This window comes from Gardnerella sp. DNF01141 (assembly GCF_049244255.1).
GTDB classification, from domain to species: Bacteria; Actinomycetota; Actinomycetes; order Actinomycetales; family Bifidobacteriaceae; genus Bifidobacterium; species Bifidobacterium vaginale_E.
In genome coordinates, this window is record NZ_CP058391.1 from 951737 (window position 1) to 969484 (window position 17748).

The following is a 17748-nucleotide window of genomic DNA, read 5'->3' on the forward strand; positions in this document are numbered from 1 at the left end:
TTATTCCAATTAAAAGGCTGTTCAACCTTTTAGCGTGCAAGCACATCCATATGTTAAGTAAGAATAAGATTATGCTTTCTGAGTTACATGCACCTTATGAAATTCCTTGCGCAACGGCTCAAACACTTGCGTTTATTAAAGAAAATGCGAAATCAAATCCAAATAATGCAGCTCTTAAAGCACCACGTAATGCGGGAATTGATGTTCCTTTTGCAGTAAATCAAATCGCAGGCAAACAAATAGCACAACAAAAACTTCCAAAATGGGCATCCTGCGAAGAGATTATATATCCGGCACATATATCTATGGAACAATGCTCTTCGCAAGCCACAGCGCAATATAAGGCTAATATTGCACAAAAATTACTTAGTGAGATGAATGAAGAAAACACTTCGCACACTCTTGTTGATCTTACAGGTGGATTTGGTGTTGATTGCGCAATAATGGCTGAGGTTTTTGACTCTGCAATATGCATTGAGCAGCAAAGTGATCTTTCCGCTATTTCACAACACAATATGCGAGCTCTCGGTCTTTCTAAAGTTACGTGTTACAACAATAATAGTCTTGAGGCACTTAATCAGATTTCTAGCGCAACAATGATATACATTGACCCTGCGCGTAGGAATAATCAAGGTTCTAGAACTTACGCTATTGAAGACTGCACGCCAAACGTGCTATCTATTAAAGACCAACTTCTTAAAAAAGCACAAATTGTTATTATTAAACTTTCTCCAATGCTTGACTGGCATAAAGCGGTAAACGATTTTGGCGGTAATGTTGCGCAAGTGCACATTGTTGCTCATCATAATGAATGCAAAGAGCTACTAATAGTACTCAACAAATCTCAAAACACAAAACTACCAATATATTGCGTAAACGACAATCAGTTAACTGTTATAGAAGCCGTTTACGATACTTCAAAAAATCAGGTTTCAATACTTTCTGAATTAGACGGTAGAAATAAGGAAAACAAAACTTTAAACCTACAAAAATGGCAAGAATGGGCTCGGTACGTTTATGAGCCAAATGCTGCAATTATGAAAGCGGGGTGTTTAAAGTTTTTAGAAGAAAAATATGACATTAAACAAATAGAACCAAATAGTCATATTGGTGTTGCAGAAAAATATTATGCTAATTTTCCGGGGAAAATATGGAAAATTGAGAATATTTGCAGCTTGAATAAGAAGGAAATAAAGAAATCGCTTGCAGATATTACACATGCGAATATTGTTACTAGAAACTTCCCAATGTCTGCAGAAACTTTGAAAAAGCGCCTTAAAATTCAAGACGGCGGAAATATTAGGCTTATTGCAACAACTGACAGCAATAAAAATCACGTAATTATTCGCGCAATTGCAGAATAAAAATAATTAAAGTAGCCACACAAAACGCGCAGCTACTTTAATAGAATCGTTTTTTAAATTAGTCGTAATTGTATTAACGCCACCACATGGTCATTAAGAAACCAACTACAACAAATCCGAAAGCAATAAGTAGATTCCATGCTCCAATTCCTGGGATTGGCAGCATAGGATTCAAGTAATACACAACAGCCCACACTAAGCCAATAACCATCAACGCGCAGAACAGTGGCACGAACCATGCTGCATTAGCCTTAGCACCTTTAATACTTTCTTCAACTCGACGCCTATTTTCTGCTTGACGCTGCATCATCTTCTGAATTTGTGGAGAAAGCGATGCTTTATCTGCAGTAGCATTCAACACTGCTTCGACTTCATCCATAGGAACGCCATAAGTATTCTCATTTGACGTATCGCTCTTCTTTGCAGCGTCGTCAGCTGCAGTCGTGTGCAATTTCTCATCAGCCATAACTGTAACTCTCCAATCAATCGGCTACACGCTATAATAGTGGTTACACTCGAACGTAGGAAGAATGAGAGCAAATTATGGTAAAAAGAACAGGAAAACATAGAGCTCAACGCTCGTTGTTAAGTAGTGTTGCTGTTGCCGTTGCTATCTTTCTTACAGGATATTTATTTGTTACTAATCTACGAGTCAACCGCACAGCTTTCGTTACTTCCAACACAAGTCAAATGGTTGAAAGAAACTCGCAGCGCACAAAATCTTTGCGAGAAGATATTAAAGATTTAGATTCCAGAATTAGTTTGCTCAACAAAACTCTCGTAAGCAGTAATGAGAATAAAGATTCTTCAGATACCGGTAGCAGCACTGTTCTTCCTAAGCTTGAAGGACCTGGAATCGTAGTAACTCTCAACGATTCTTCTCTGTGGAAAGGCGCAGTAAACGGTTCTGGAACTTCTGTAAATATTAACGATTATGTTATTCACCAGCAAGATATTGAATCCGTTGTAAATGCGCTTTGGCAAGGCGGCGCAGAAGCTATGACCATACAAGATCAGCGCGTTTTGTTTAATTCTGCAGTAATTTGCATTGGAAACGTGCTTATGCTTCAAGGCCATCAGTACTCGCCACCGTATAAAATATCTGCTATTGGCCCAGTAGACGATATGGTTGATGCGCTTAATAATTCACCAGCCATACACACCTACAAGGAATACGTAAGTTCATTTGGATTAGGATGGAAAGTAGAAAAGAAGGAGAATTTGAAATTCCCAGAAGCATCTGCTTTGTTACAACCATTAAGGTACGCATCCGTGCTTAAAGAACTAAATAAATGATTTGTGTCGCAAGACCTTCACATCATAAAGGAGTAACGTATTATGCAGGCTGCTTACACGCAGGAAAATGATACGAAGAGCAAAGGCTCCAACTTCTGCTGGCAACTTGCCGGAGTTATTGGCGAAGTTTTAATCGCTTTTGCAATTATGTGTGCGCTATATATTGCATGGCAAATGTGGTGGACTGGAGCTCAAGCAGAGCACAATCAGGTAGAAGCACGTAAAGAAACATCTTGGAAGAATCCTAAAACAGGTGACAAAACAAAGATTGCTTTACCTCAAAATGGCGAGCCGCCAAAAGTTAGCAAGCCAAAAGGGGACGTTTTAATAGCTCGCCTGTATGTTCCTCGCTTCGGAAACCAGTGGGAGCGTAATATTATCGAAGGAACAACACCAGATATTTTGAGCAAACGTGGCTTAGGGCACTATCCAGAAACTCAAATGCCTGGAGAAATCGGCAATTTCGCAGTAGCTGGACACCGCAATGGTTACGGACAGCCTTTGGGCGATGTTGACTTGCTTAAACCTGGCGATGCTATTGTTGTTAGGACTAAAGATTACTGGTTCGTATATAAGTACACTTCTTATAAGATTGTTACACCAGATCACGGTGAAGTAATCGCTCCAAACCCTGAACATCCTAACGAAAAGCCAACAAAACGTATTCTTACTCTAACTACATGCGAGCCTAAGTATACTACTGCAACACATCGCTGGATTAGCTACGCTAAGTTAGCTTATTGGGCAAACATTAGCGATGGTATTCCAAAAGAGCTTTCCACAATTGATGAGCAAGGAAAGGTAAAGTTTATTAACAATGAGCAGCAGTCTCTTGTTTCTCAGCTTTCTTCACTTGTTCCAGTAATGCTTGTTATTGCAGTGCTTTATATTGTTATTTTTGCGGCTGGCGCTATTGCTTGGCAGTGGCCTGCACTTCGCGAAATTCGCGTAGGAAGAAGGAAAAAGCCGGATGCAAGCATTTTTGGCGGAATCCTTTTAATACAACCAGGCATTACAGCAATTCGTTGGATTCTTGCAATCCTAATTCATTTGTTCATCATATTAGCTCTATTCCAATGGGTATTTCCTTGGGCAGCTGCAACGATTCCATTCCTGCAGCAGATGTCTAATTACACAACAACTGTATGAAATAAATCTAGTTGAAAGATCTAATTGAAAGGTCTAATTAGATTTAGAACATACTCGAATAGATTCTAATAAAAATAAATACACAAATAAGGGCGATACTTAAAAGTTATCGCCCTTATTTTTATTCGATTCTCATAATATTTTCTAGTATCTAATATCACTTACTTTGAGTATCACTATCTGAAGAAGAACTAAGTCCTGGTCTCGTAACCAAAGTGATTGCAGAACCTTTATCTACCTTAGTTCCAGCATCTTCAGACATGCCGATTACTACGTCATCATCTTTATTAGAAGTAGAATCAGAAACTACTCTTAAGCCCTTTGCTTCAAGTATTTTCTTAGCCTGCTTAAACGTAATAGTACCAAGATCAATATGCGGCACTTCTACCTTCGGCGAGCCTTGTGACACATAGACTGTAATCGAGCTATGAGGCTTAACCGAAGATCCGGAATTAGGGTTTAATCGGGTTACAGAATCTTCAGGCACACTATCTGAATCTTCCTTTACAACATCCGCAGTAAAACCAAGATTTTGCAGCTGACTAATCACAATATCCTTGCTCTGGCCCACAAGACCATCAGGAATCTTAGTTAAACCAGAAGCAATATAAAGCGTAATCAAAGTACCTTTATCTGCGAAGGAATCAGCATCCGGATCAGTGCGAGTCACATGATCTTTCTTCACATCAGCACTATCTTCTACTCGAACATTAGCAATCTTAAAACCAGCATGTTCTAGTATCTTACGAGCTGCTTCCTGCGATTTACCGCTCACATCCGGAACACGTGTTGATTGAGGTCCTACAGAGAACCAAACCGTAACTTTAGTACCAGACGCAACATGCTCGCCACCACGCGGAGACTGTTTTGTAAACGTGCCTTCAGGCTGAGAAGAATGATCGTCTTCACGAATATCCGGAACTAATCCTAATGCTCTAAGTTTTTCCCTAGCCGCATCCTGAGTGGTTGTTTCCATAAATGTTGGAACAACAATATTACCAGACATTCGATTATGACCCATCATAAACAAAACGCCCGCTAACACAACGATTGCAACAAAAGCACCAATAATAGAACCTATTACAACACGCTTACGACGCTTAGCTTGTGATTGGGCACGTTGAGCTGCACGAGTGCTTGGAGCAAATGCAATTGATGACTCAACCTGACCTGTAATAGGGTTAAACGATTGCGTTGCAGCACCATCAGTAGCATTAATAGCCATTGTTGCAGCTGTTTGCTCAGCTTGTTTGCGAGCTTTCATATTCGCTAAATCAGTAAGCGGATTAAAAGCTGCTGCAACAGGAACTCCGCCGTTCATAAACGCTAAAATATCATTCTTAAATTCTGAAGCTGTAGCATAACGATTCTGACGGTCTTTTGCCATTGCCTTAGCACAAATTTTATCCCACATCGAAGGCATTCCAGGCACAAGAGTGCTCAAAGGAGTTGCAACTTCAGAAACATGCTGGTATGCAATAGCTACAGCAGAATCACCAATAAATGGCGGGCGGCCAGTAAGCATTTCATAAAGTACGCATCCTGCAGAATACAAGTCAGAGCGCATGTCTACTTGCTCTCCGCGAGCCTGCTCTGGAGACAAATATTGTGCAGTTCCAACAACACCTTGAGACTGCGTCATAGTTGTTGCAGAATCGTCAAGAGCACGAGCAATGCCGAAGTCCATCACCTTCACAATGCCCTGCTCGGAAATCATAATATTTCCAGGCTTAATATCACGGTGAATAATTCCCATTCTGTGCGAATATTCCAAAGCATTAAGCACACCAAGCATAACTTGTTCAGCGTCACGCTGGCTTAAGGCACCATTCATCTTAAGAATATCGCGCAGTGTTTTTCCTTTAATATACTCCATTACTAGATAAGGAAGGCGCTCTTCCAAGCCGTTATCGGTAGTAACAGATTCTTCACCAGAATCATAAATATTAACAATATTAGGGTTGTTCATTTGCGCAATTGCGTGAGCTTCCCTGCGGAATCTAGACAGGAAGATTTCATCGTTCGCTAAATCAGAACGCATGATTTTCACAGCAACAGTACGACCTAGACGCTTATCTACCGCAACACGCACTTCCGCCATGCCGCCGCGGCCAATAAGTTCTCCTAATTCATATCGACCATTCGCTAATGAGGTGGGCATTGTGGTATTCATTGCTGCTCCTTGCGATTATTGGTATTCAAAATGTTAATAATATTTACTTGATTCTGCGGCATACTCTTAATACATCGCGTCTGTCGAGAATCTGTAGAAATAAATCCTGTTGTATTGTTAAAAGCTGTTTCTTGATCAAGCAGCCTACGTTCAATACGAGATAAAACTTTTGCCACAACAAGCGCATCTTTTGGTCGATCTTTTGGATCTTTTGCAAGCATCGACATAATAAACTGTCTTAATTGCAAATCAACATTTTCCGGCAATGGCGGAACAGAATCATTAACATGAGCTGCAGCAATATCTACCGGAGTAGCTCCTGTAAACGGCCTATGCCCGCATAACCCTTCGTACGCAACAACTCCTAATGAGTAAATATCAGATTGTGCTGTTGCTTGTTCACCTTGTGCTTGTTCAGGAGAAATGTATTGTGCTGTGCCAACTACCATACCGTCCTGAGTAATCTGCTCCTGATTACTTGAATAAGAAACACCAAAATCGGTAATTTTTACGTTTCCTGTTTCAGAAACCATAATATTTGCAGGTTTTACATCACGGTGAATAACACCATGCGAGTGAGCTACAAAAAGCCCTCGTGCTGTTTGAATAAGAATAGGCAACAGTCTGGTTGGATCAATAGCTTTTTCTTTATGATACAAATCTGCTAACGACTTGCTTGGCACGTACTCCATAATTAAGAAGCCAATGCCATCATGCTCATAATAGTCAAATAGTGCTGCAATATTCGGGTGCGCAAGATTTGCCGAATTATGAGCTTCCGCACGAAGCCTACGCAACTTTGCTTCTACATTCGCAGTATCCGTACGCAGCGCTTTAATAGCAACAATTCGCCCAAGTTGAATATCAAAGCCTTTCCAGACTTCTCCCATACCGCCTTGAGCAAGGCGGCGATCCAGTCGATAACGATGATGAACTAACTGTCCTTCAACAAGTTTCATTGTGTAAGCGCCTCCTTCATCACTTGTCGCATAATTGGTCCTGCTGCATAACTGCCCAGAACATTAGTATTGTGAACAATTACAGCTATAGCTATTTTAGGATCTTCTGCCGGAGCAAATCCAATAACCCACCCATTTGCAGACTGATTATTCACTCCAATCTGTGCAGTACCTGTTTTTGCAGCAACATGCATATTCGGTAATGCGAGATTTGGATTTTCTTTTATTACTACAGCTTGCATCATAGCGGATAGTTTTGCAGCACTATCGCTGCTCATGGCTTGATTCATAATTGTTGGCTTCGTTTGCGACAACACAGACAAGTCACTTGAACGCACACAATCTACAAGCGTAGGTTTCATAAGCGTACCGTTATTTGCTATAGCTGCTGCAATCATAGCATTTTGTAAAGGCGTAACTTTTGCGTCACCTTGTCCAATAGATTCCAAAGCTAATCTGTCTGGAGTTGGTTTAAGAGAAAATGTTGAACTTACGGATCTCATTGGGAAACCTGTAGAATCAGATCCATCTATAGAAAGAGAATCAAAGAAGCCGAATTTTTTTGACTGTTTTACAATCGCATCAGAACCCAAAGAATTGCCCAACTGAGCGAATGCAGTATTTGAAGAATAAGCTAACGCGTCTTCAAACGAAATTTTTCCATCAGTACCATTTGCTTGAGAAACAACATTAGTTAAAGCAACACTTGTTCCAGGAAGAACGTATTTCTCACCAGCAGGTATTAGCGTATCTGGCTGATATTTTCCAGTTTCTAGTGCCGTGGCAGCAACAATAGTTTTAAATGTAGAACCAGGTGCGTAAAGCTCAGAAATCGTACGATTTAACATTGGATTCCAAACATCTGATGTTATTTGTTCGTAAGACTTATTTACATCACCAATATTGTGCATGGCAAGAATATTCGGATCATAACTTGGTGTACTAACCATTGCGCGAATCCTGCCAGTTTTTGGCTCAATTGCAACAAGAGCACCATCTTTGTCTTTTAGAAGATTATAGGCGAGATTCTGCAATTTTGAATCAATTGATGTTTCAATAGAAGCTCCGCGGTTTGTAACTCCAGTAAACAAAGATCTGAATCGTTGCCAGAATAATGCGTCAGATTCTCCGCTTAATAAACTATTCCTAGAAGCTTCAATACCTCTATCTGCACGCTGACTAATAGAAAAGTAGCCTGTAATTGGAGAATATACAGGACCGTTAGAATATTTGCGCTGATACACGAATGCGTCTTTAGAGGAATCTGATTTAGCAATAACAATTCCATCCGAAGTAAGAATTGCCCCTCTAGGAGATCCAAACTCATGATATAAGGCTCTACGATTTCTAGGATCAGCATTTAAAGCATTAGCATTAATAGAGGTAATGATAGTACTTGAAACACCAAGTATAACGAACAATACTAGTACAGCAATGAATAATTCTTTTAAGCTTTTATTCATTTGTCTCACCTCGTTCCTGCGAAGAAACAAGGGTTGAGTTATTCATATTATTCGCTTCTTCCTGACTATTAATTAAACTACTTTCACCAAGATCATTATTTTCAGATTTACTACGACTTCTCTCCTGTAATTCTCGCTCACGCAATGCTGCCAAAGCCTCATACTGAAATGCGTCGGAAACTGGAGCTGATTCAGGTTTATTCGCAGAGTTAGAAATAACAATAAGTAATGCTGCAAGCAAATAATTTGCTACTAATGAAGACCCGCCAGCAGCCATATATGGCAAGGTCAAACCTGTTAAAGGTATAACCAAAGTAATACCACCAACAACAGTAAATACTTGGAATGCCATAGTAAAAACAAGACCGGATGCTAATAATTTACCGAAGCCATCTTTAATTTTCATTGCGGTAATCATTCCGGAAGTAATAATAATTAAATACAAAACTAATACTGCAAGAAGTCCAGTAAGACCAAGTTCTTCACCAATAGAAGCATAAATAAAATCAGAATTAGCTAGCGGCGTTAAAGAAGGATGCCCCTGACCTAAACCTGTTCCCGTAGTTCCTCCGGCTGCAAGACCAAATAATCCAGATACAATCTGAGCCGAACCTCCAGGGAACCTGTTATACACAGCATTATCAAACGGGTGAAGCCAAGCATCCACACGATACTGCACATGTGCGAATAACTTTACTGCAGCTAAGCAGCCTAATATGAATGCAATAACTCCAACAACCAACCAACCTTTGCGACCTGTGGCAACATAAAGCATTGACACAAACATAGCAAAGAACATAAGAGAAGTGCCAAGATCATGCTGCACAACTAATACGCCCATTGATACAGCCCAAACTAACGCAATAGGACCCATATCTTGCAATCTTGGCAAATGCACTCCAAAAACTTTCTTCCCTCCTACAGCAAGCCTGTCGCGATGATTAAACAAATACGCTGCAAAGAAGAAAGCTAGGAAAAGCTTAGCAAATTCTCCAGGTTGCACAGTGTGATTCCCAAAACCAATCCAAATTCTCGCACCGCCAATTTCTTTTCCTAATCCTGGAATCATAGGAGAAAGAAGCAAAACTAAGCCGATTACCATATTTACATAAGAAAAACGCCTTAATATGCGATAATCTTGCAGCACAATAACAAAAATAATAGATAATATAAGCGCTACACACACCCACACTAACTGTTTAATAGCAATATCAGTATTATTTTGCTTATCAATTCTTGCAATAAGAACTGTTCCTATTGCTGTAAGAAGCATAATACATGGCAAAATTGCTTGACTAGCATAAGGTTGCTTAACAAGAAGCACACCCCAAAATACTAAGAATAGCAGCATAACAATTGTTAGCATTGCAACATAATTAGCTGATATGCAACTGTCTATACGAAAGAACATTTGCAAAAATGCAATTGCTGAAACAAGAATCGCAAAAAGCAATAATGCTATCTGCCTAATACGCGTAGCAATCAAATTCATGAGGATTTACCCCCTTGCTGCGCATTATTGTCTTTATTATCCTTATTTTCCTTACTATCTACGCTGTCTTTACTGCTTTTACCATCTTTGCTGCTTTTACTATCATTTGAAGAAACTATTTTTTTCTGACGCTTAGCATTTAATTTTTCTTTCGCACGCTGGAACATTTCTCGACGAATTAAAGAAGCATGACCGCGAGCTTCAGCTAAACTTCCAAAACTAATACCTTCACGCAATTGATCCTGCCATGATTTATCAAGATTTTTTACAGGAATATCGGTTGATTCAACTTCGTGAGATAATGCAATTCCGAAAATATTTGTTGGAACACCTTGATAAATAACAACGCGATCATTGTTCTGGCTAATGTAATACTGCGTTTGAGTCCACGAATAAACTCCATAACCAGCACCAGAAATAATCAACAATCCAAGCAAAATTCCTAGAACAATACCTATGCGAGTCCATCTACGACGCAACGAATAAGCTTTATGAGCTTCATCTTTCTCATATTTAACCGCGCGCGCAACATCCGGATCGTGCGGATCGGTAGATATTTTGCCGTTTTTCTTAGTTACAATAGGAATTTCATTCGTATCAGGAGTGTGTAAATCTTCTGATTCTTCGCGAATATGCGAAGGCTGAACAATTCTAGTCATTAATACGGAAGGATTAACAGCATCTGATTCATCCGCATTGTTTTGAACTAAGGCTGCAGCACGTTGCGCTGGAGAATTTTTATCTTCTCTCAGTGCCGGCGACGACGATACTGCTTTATTAACAATATCTGCAATAGATTCAAGATCTTGACTTGCAGCTCCACCAATCAATGGAGTTTGATGAGGCAAATCAAACGCATCAGCGTCAAGAGCAAGAGTTGCATCCGCAACAACAGCAGTAACATTATCCGTGCTTCCTGCTCGAAGAGCCATAGCGACAAGTTTTTGAGCGCATTCTTCTTGATTAGAAATAGTGCTCATAACATCTTGAATAGTGGAATCTTCTAAAACTCCGCACAATCCGTCTGAACAAAGTAACCATCTGTCTGAAGGATGAGCTTTTCGTAAAGCAATATCAGGGCGCGGATCTATATCAAAATCTCCCAATACGCGCATAACAACATTTCTTTGAGGATGATTCCTAGCTTCTTCGGGAGTAATATGACCCGTATCAATAAGATGCTGAACGTAGCTGTGATCTGTAGTCATTCTCATAAGATGATTGTCACGAAGCAAGTATGCTCTTGAATCACCTAAATGCGCCAAAACCCAATAACCGCATACGAGAGTTACTGCAGTAACAGTTGTTCCCATTCCAGCAAGACGTCGCTCACGCTTAGCTTTTCCAACGATTGCGTCATGAGCTGCCATAATCGAAGTTTCCATCATTGAAGACACAGCTTTTACATCGTGTGGCCTGGAATCTTGCTCAATATGTGCAAGCGAACGAATAGCAATAGTAGAGGCTGTATCTCCTCCAGCATGACCACCCATACCATCGCAAATAGCTGCTAAATGTTCTCCAGCAAACGCAGAATCCTGATTATTACTTCTAACTGTGCCAACATCACTAACGGCCGTAGAATACATAAATAATATTTTTTCAACTGATTCTACATACGCTGCTTTATTAGCATTCTGATTATTATCGTCTGCCAATTTTTCAATTTGGCCAGTTTTTTCTGTATTGGATTCTTCCTCATTATTTGAATTGATTTGCGTCATATTATCACCTCAATTCAAACATGGTTGCGCCTATTCTAACCGAAGTGCGCGGAGCTAATATAACTGGTTCACTAACGCGAGAATGACCAATCATAGTCCCATTAGTACTACCTAAATCTTCAAGCACCCATGCGTGAACTTTTTGATTAAAATACACGCGAGCATGATGTGAAGAAACAAATTCATCATTCAAAACTACCGTATTAGATGCAGCTCTACCAAGAGTTACTCCAGCAGCATTTAATGGGAAAGATGATCCTGCCAAAGGCCCGTCAATAACAACTAGCAAAGTAGGATTAACATCAGAATTTTTTGAAGACGAGTTAACCATTACAGGTGATGCTTGTCGTTGTACAGGCTTAGAAGAATTTACGTCATGAGATGCGCGTCGAGATTTTTTATTCCAAAAATGCGATTTTTTAGGACTAAAAACTTCAATATCCCTACGAAGCGAACGAATAGCGCATAACACAAAAACCCAAAGTAAGACTAAAAAGCCATACTTGAATATTGCAAACGTTAATTCAGTGAATATCATACGCGTTATCGTCTCCTCATTCGGAAAATACTTTTTCTCCTACTCTTGAGACGATGCCCAGTAGAGAATACGCGTACGCCCAATAGTAATAGTGTTTCCATCTACTAATGTTGCAGCTGGAACTTGGTGACCTTCTACATAAGTACCGTTCGTTGAACCAAGATCTCTAGCAATAACACCATCAGGAGTGACGTCGATACTAAGATGATGTCGAGAAATACCAGGATCGTCGATTACAATATCGCAACCGGAACCTCGTCCTAAAATTGTACAATCTTTAGTAAGCAAATACTGATTGCCATTAATCTCAAGCATTGGATGATTCTGCTGCTGGTCGTCGGTAGTAACAGGAACAGCATTTCCTTGAACTGATTCAGAAGTCAAATGGAAATTACCTTTAGTTAATTCCAAGTCTTCTTCAAAAATAACAACTACTGGTCCTACAAAAGCATAATGTTGACTTTTAGCATATTGTGTAAGATTGTCAGCAAGCTCATTAGCTAAAGCTTCACTACCCCACTGCTCAATATGATCAAAATCAGGTGTACTTAGTTTAAAACGATATTCATTTGGAGCAACAGTATGATCTCGTCCAATAGGCATAGCTTCAGCATCAATTTCACGTTCCAAAGCACTAGAAAAATCAACTGGCTGTAAATCTTTGGAGCCGAATTTTGCGAAGACGCCGTTCACTGCACCTTCCACGCTCTTCTCAAATCGGTCAAAAACGCTCATGGTAAACCCTTTCTATCTGTTCACCATAGTACTCGTCACCAGGTACGGTACTCAAATTTCACACACTTTTTTCTAATATTTTATTATTTTTAATGCTACTTGACTATTTTCAACGTGCATTTACATCATAGTAAGTGTACTCTTAGCAATTATGACAAAAAATAATAACAATCACAGCAGATTGTCGGTAATTACTCGCAATTTCGCTACTATTTTTACTTTAATACTCGCAATTATTGTACCTTGCTTAGGTAAAGCACTACTTATTAGTAGTAAAGAACGAAACTATGAATCGACTATTGTAGCTTATTTTCACAATAGTGTTCCTTCTTCAGTACTGAGCTTTTCAAAAATAATTGCGATTGTTTTTTCCACTAAAGGCTGCTTGGTAATACTATTATTGCTTGCAATAATTTCCCTGTTTATTAGTAAAAGCTTAAAACTTACAATTACTCAGCTTCTTATTTCTCTGCTTCCTATGATTTACATTTTTGCAGTTAAATTTGCTGTGCACAGGCCAAGACCATATATTGGTCTGAATATTAAACTACCTTCTGATCCAAGTTTTCCTAGTGGGCACACTTCTGCAGCAGTCGCAGTATGTGCAATGATAATGCTAATTATTTATGTAACTAAGCCTTCTCTTATTAAAGTTGGATTACTTTTTAGCACAATACTAGTTGTTATCGTCGCTATTTCGCGACTTATTGTTGCAGCTCACTTCCCTACAGACGTATTAACTGCAGCAATTATGTATCCGCTTCTTTCTGTTACAGTATTGCGCTCATTCCAGAGACACAAACTGTATGTAGATAATAGAAAAAAACAATAAAAATAACAAAAATTATTCTGCTAAAAAATTAGTTGAAGAATTTGCTTCAGAAAGCGAAAACTCTAATGCTTAAAGGTTTTAAGAAGTTTATTTTACGCGGCAGCGTTATTGATATGGCTGTCGGTGTTGTTATGGGTAGTGCAGTAACTGCAGTAGTAACAACAATAGTAAATCATATTATTAATCCTCTTATTGCAATGATTTGCGGAAAGCCAGAACTTAATGGCGTTCTAACTATTACTATGAACGGTGCAACAATTTCTTTTGGCGCAGTAATTGGAGCATTATTAAATTTCCTTATTGTTGCTACAGCAGTTTATTTCTGCATTGTTTTACCTATTAATAAATTGCGTGAAATTGGTGCAGATTTATTGCAAATAGAACATGAAAAAACTGAAGAAGAAAAACGTAAAGAGCGCGAAGAAAAAACTATTCAACTCTTGCAAGATATTCGCGATGAATTAGCTAGAAAATAATATTCTTGCTAATTAAAAAAGTATTTAGAAAATATTAAAATTCCCGCTAGTTAGAAACAATTAGCGGGAATTTCTATTAAGAATACAACTTGTTAGTAGACTGTTACCTATAAGTTTTTACTTATCAGTCGTCACCTAAAGTAACGTGTATTCCACCAACCAATGAGCCAACTACGTTATAAAGTAGCGCAATTATTGCGGATAGTATTGTAATAATAACAATTTCAACAATAGAGAATATAGTAACTGCACTCAATACTGTTGGAAGAGAAAACACATCAGCAAGATTAAAACCATTACTGTCCAAACCTGTTGATGAAACAATCTGCGTTACCTGATCAAAAACACCAATCATGTTCAAGAACAACCAAACTAAACCTGCTGCAATAACTTGAATAATACCGCCTGCAACGCTTAGAAGAAATGTAACTTTTGCAACTGACCATGCGTCAACACGAACCAAAGAAAGGCTCATACGACGAGCTCTAGGAGTATGACCTGCTTTAGAAGAATGTAATTGACTTGCTGAAGATGTTGATGATGCCATACCACCAATAGTTCTACGAGAAGAAGATGAACTACTAGATCCACCCAACGTAAACTGTGATTTTCTAACAGCCCTTCCTAAAGAAGAATCACCAAATTCTTCATTAGAATTATTGTCTTCTCTAATTGTGTAAGAAGATTCTTCATTAATATTCGTTGGATTTTTCGATGGCTCAAAATCTTCGCTCATCTTAAGTTTTCCTTCTCTTATTACGTTTCTTATAATTAGACTAATTATACTAATGAGAGTACCAATAAAAACGGACTATATCCGCTTAGTTGGCACTCTCATAAGTTATTAATAATTAAGTTTTAGCAAAGAAATTTTATTATTTACTACTTTTCGTAAATAAGATTTTAAGCTTCCTCGTTCGACGAAGTTTTTTCAACTTCTTCTACTTGATTTTCCTCATCATCTGTTTCTTCATTACGAGCAATAGAAATAATTTCATCACCCTTGTCTGGCTTAGCTAAAGTCACACCTTGTGTAGTTCTTCCTGTACGCTTAACCTCGTTAACGTCGGAACGAATTACCTTACCGGACTTCATAATTGCCATTACTTGATCAGTTTCTTCAACAATCAAGGCACCAACCAAAGAACCGCGTCCCTCTGCAAGCTGTACTGCCTTAACGCCGTAACCATTTCTTCCTTGCAAACGATACTCTTCAATAGCTGTACGCTTTGCAAAACCTTCGTTTGTAACAACAAGAAGATCTTTACTTGTTTCAGCGGCAACAACATCCATATCCAAAAGTTCATCACCTTCGCGGAATCTCATGCCCTGAACACCTGCAGTTTGACGTCCCATTGGTCGAAGTTGTTCATCATCTGCTCTGAACTTCAAACTCATACCAAGTTTAGAAACAAGAATAATGTCGTCTTCTGAATTGCACAAAGCTGCACCAATCAGCTCATCAACAGGTTCACCAGTTTCTTCATTTGCCATTAGTCGAACAGCAATCAAACCACCTTGACGTGGAGAATCGTATTCTTGCAAAGCAGTTTTCTTAACTTTTCCAGAACGAGTTGCCAAAACCAAGTACTTTGCCACATCGTAGTTTTGAATTGACAAAACTGTTTGAATTGTTTCTCCAGGAGTAAACTGAAGCAAGTTAGCAACATGCTGACCTTTAGAATCGCGAGATCCTTCTGGAAGTTCGTAAGCTTTAATACGATAAACTCGACCACGATTAGTAAAGAAGAGCAACCAGTTGTGTGTAGATGTTAAGAAGAAGTGATCTACTACATCATCTTCACGAAGCTTTGCACCCTTAATACCTTTACCACCGCGATGTTGAGCACGATACTCATCTGCTTTAGTTCGCTTAATATAACCTGCGCGAGTTACTGTTACAACAACGTTTTCTTCGGCAATAAGATCTTCAACATTCATTTCACCAGAGAAAGGAAGAATCTTAGTTCTGCGATCATCACCATATTTTGCAACAATTTCATCAAGTTCGTCGCCAACAATTTTGCGCTGGCGTTCTGGACTTGCCAAAATATCGTTGTAATCAGCAATCTTCAGCATCAAATCTTCATGCTCATCAAGAATCTTCTGACGTTCCAAGGCTGCTAGTCTACGAAGTTGCATTGCAAGAATTGCATCCGCTTGAACTTCATCAACATCAAGCAAATTCATCAAACCAGTGCGAGCTGTTTCAACATCTTTAGATGAACGAATTAATGCCACAACTTCGTCAATCATATCCAAAGCTTTTAAGTAGCCTTGCAAAATATGATCACGCTCTTCAGCTTCACGCTTTAAGTAACGTGTACGCCTATCAATAACTTCAAGCTGATGACTTACCCAATGACGAATGAAAGCATCCAAACTCAAAGTGCGAGGAACACCATCAACCAGAGCAAGCATGTTTGCGCCGAAAGTCTGCTGCAATTGTGAATGCTTATAAAGATTGTTAAGAACAACTTTTGGAACAGCGTCACGCTTAAGAACAAGAACCAAACGCTGACCTGTACGACCAGACGTTTCATCGCGCATATCTGCAATGCCTTGAATCTTGCCGTCGCGCACAGCCTCCCTAATTGAAGCAGCTAAGCGATCAGGATTAACTTGGTATGGAAGCTCAGTAACAACCAAGCACATACGTCCCTTAATTTCCTCAGTATTAACTACTGCGCGCATTGTGATTAAGCCGCGGCCCGTACGGTACGCTTGCTCAATTCCTTTATGACCTAAAATGGTTGCACCAGTAGGGAAATCAGGTCCTTTAATTCGCTGAATTAAAGCTTCAAGAAGTTCTTCTTTACTTGCATCAGGATGATCCAAAGCCCAGTGCACACCATCAGCCACTTCACGCATGTTATGAGGTGGAATATTGGTTGCCATACCAACAGCAATACCAGCAGAACCATTAACTAAAAGATTTGGGAAACGAGCTGGCAAAACAGTAGGCTCTTGAGTTTTACCATCATAATTTGGCAGGAAATCAACGGTATCTTTATCGATATCTCGTACCATTTCCATAGCCAAAGGTGCCATACGGCATTCCGTATAACGCATTGCTGCTGCAGGATCGTCACCCGGAGAACCAAAGTTACCTTGTCCATCAACAAGCATGTAGCGCATTGACCAAGATTGAGCCATACGCACCAAAGTGTCATAGATAGCAGAATCACCGTGAGGATGATACTTACCCATAACATCGCCAACAACACGAGAGCACTTGTTATATCCGCGATCAGGCCTATATCCACCGTCATACATTGCATAAATAACTCGACGGTGAACAGGCTTTAAGCCATCTCGAACATCTGGCAAAGCTCGCTCGATAATAACGGATAATGCATAAGCAAGATATGATTCGCGCATTTCCTGCTGCAAATCCATATGCTTAACTCGTGCACCCTTCAGTAATCCATAATCAGTATTATCAGCTTCCTGAGGGCTTTGTGGCTCCATTGAACCATCTGGCAGTTGATCTGGCTCTTCGCTATTATTAGCGGCGTTTATTTCGTCTACCACTGCAATTCCTTTG

General features: G+C 39.5%; 15 protein-coding genes. 5 read left to right on the plus strand and 10 right to left on the minus strand.

Annotated features, from left to right (window positions below):
- The first annotated feature begins 50 nt into the window (after nucleotides 1–50).
- A complete protein-coding gene (locus tag HXT35_RS03515; protein WP_004126583.1) occupies nucleotides 51–1364 on the plus strand; it encodes a THUMP-like domain-containing protein in 1314 nt (437 codons plus the stop codon).
- 73 nt (nucleotides 1365–1437) lie between these two features.
- On the opposite strand, the gene crgA is transcribed toward HXT35_RS03515, so the two are convergent.
- Nucleotides 1438–1830: a cell division protein CrgA gene (gene crgA / locus HXT35_RS03520; protein ID WP_004126581.1), complete on the minus strand. Its 393-nt coding sequence runs from the start codon at nucleotides 1828–1830 to the stop codon at nucleotides 1438–1440.
- 77 nt (nucleotides 1831–1907) lie between these two features.
- Here crgA and HXT35_RS03525 point away from each other — a divergent pair, with 77 nt between their 5' ends.
- Nucleotides 1908–2660 (plus strand): DUF881 domain-containing protein, encoded by a 753-nt coding sequence (locus HXT35_RS03525; RefSeq protein ID WP_004126577.1) that lies wholly within the window; start codon nucleotides 1908–1910, stop codon nucleotides 2658–2660.
- A 42-nt stretch (nucleotides 2661–2702) separates the two neighbouring features.
- Nucleotides 2703–3809 (plus strand): class E sortase, encoded by a 1107-nt coding sequence (locus HXT35_RS03530; RefSeq protein ID WP_004126575.1) that lies wholly within the window; start codon nucleotides 2703–2705, stop codon nucleotides 3807–3809.
- 157 nt (nucleotides 3810–3966) lie between these two features.
- Here the strand turns inward: HXT35_RS03530 and pknB are convergent, their stop codons facing one another.
- From pknB to HXT35_RS03565, 7 genes are read right to left on the minus strand one after another with little or no spacing between them, the layout of a single operon-like run.
- Nucleotides 3967–5982, minus strand: a complete 2016-nt coding sequence (gene pknB, locus HXT35_RS03535; protein ID WP_004126571.1) for a Stk1 family PASTA domain-containing Ser/Thr kinase — start codon at nucleotides 5980–5982, stop codon at nucleotides 3967–3969.
- Entirely contained in the window at nucleotides 5979–6941 is a 963-nt protein-coding gene (locus HXT35_RS03540) for a serine/threonine-protein kinase (RefSeq protein ID WP_004126568.1), read from the minus strand. Before HXT35_RS03540 ends, pknB begins: the two co-directional genes overlap by 4 nt.
- Nucleotides 6938–8404, minus strand: coding sequence for a peptidoglycan D,D-transpeptidase FtsI family protein (locus tag HXT35_RS03545; RefSeq protein WP_004126559.1), 1467 nt, complete (start codon nucleotides 8402–8404; stop codon nucleotides 6938–6940). The genes HXT35_RS03540 and HXT35_RS03545 overlap by 4 nt, the downstream gene beginning before the upstream one ends.
- The gene (locus tag HXT35_RS03550) at nucleotides 8397–9896 is read right to left on the minus strand and encodes an FtsW/RodA/SpoVE family cell cycle protein (RefSeq protein ID WP_004126556.1); all 1500 of its coding nucleotides are present in this window, start codon (nucleotides 9894–9896) and stop codon (nucleotides 8397–8399) included. Before HXT35_RS03550 ends, HXT35_RS03545 begins: the two co-directional genes overlap by 8 nt.
- A complete protein-coding gene (locus tag HXT35_RS03555) occupies nucleotides 9893–11620 on the minus strand; it encodes a PP2C family protein-serine/threonine phosphatase (RefSeq protein ID WP_004126553.1) in 1728 nt (575 codons plus the stop codon). Before HXT35_RS03555 ends, HXT35_RS03550 begins: the two co-directional genes overlap by 4 nt.
- Before the next feature lie 4 nt (nucleotides 11621–11624).
- Nucleotides 11625–12158, minus strand: a complete 534-nt coding sequence (locus tag HXT35_RS03560) for an FHA domain-containing protein FhaB/FipA (protein ID WP_004126550.1) — start codon at nucleotides 12156–12158, stop codon at nucleotides 11625–11627.
- A gap of 39 nt (nucleotides 12159–12197) precedes the next feature.
- Nucleotides 12198–12893, minus strand: coding sequence for an FhaA domain-containing protein (locus tag HXT35_RS03565; protein ID WP_004126547.1), 696 nt, complete (start codon nucleotides 12891–12893; stop codon nucleotides 12198–12200).
- 151 nt (nucleotides 12894–13044) lie between these two features.
- Between HXT35_RS03565 and HXT35_RS03570 the strand changes: the two genes are divergently transcribed.
- Both HXT35_RS03570 and mscL read left to right on the plus strand, forming a co-directional pair.
- Nucleotides 13045–13725: a phosphatase PAP2 family protein gene (locus HXT35_RS03570; protein ID WP_004126544.1), complete on the plus strand. Its 681-nt coding sequence runs from the start codon at nucleotides 13045–13047 to the stop codon at nucleotides 13723–13725.
- 65 nt (nucleotides 13726–13790) lie between these two features.
- Nucleotides 13791–14201, plus strand: a complete 411-nt coding sequence (mscL, locus tag HXT35_RS03575; RefSeq protein ID WP_004126541.1) for a large conductance mechanosensitive channel protein MscL — start codon at nucleotides 13791–13793, stop codon at nucleotides 14199–14201.
- A gap of 124 nt (nucleotides 14202–14325) precedes the next feature.
- Here mscL and HXT35_RS03580 read toward each other — a convergent pair whose 3' ends face one another.
- Nucleotides 14326–14937 (minus strand): DUF3566 domain-containing protein, encoded by a 612-nt coding sequence (locus HXT35_RS03580; protein WP_004126538.1) that lies wholly within the window; start codon nucleotides 14935–14937, stop codon nucleotides 14326–14328.
- A 167-nt stretch (nucleotides 14938–15104) separates the two neighbouring features.
- Nucleotides 15105–17735 carry a DNA gyrase subunit A gene (gene gyrA / locus HXT35_RS03585; protein WP_004126535.1) on the minus strand — a complete coding sequence of 877 codons (2631 nt, stop codon included), beginning with the start codon at nucleotides 17733–17735 and terminating at the stop codon, nucleotides 15105–15107.
- Nucleotides 17736–17748: the final 13 nt, after the last annotated feature.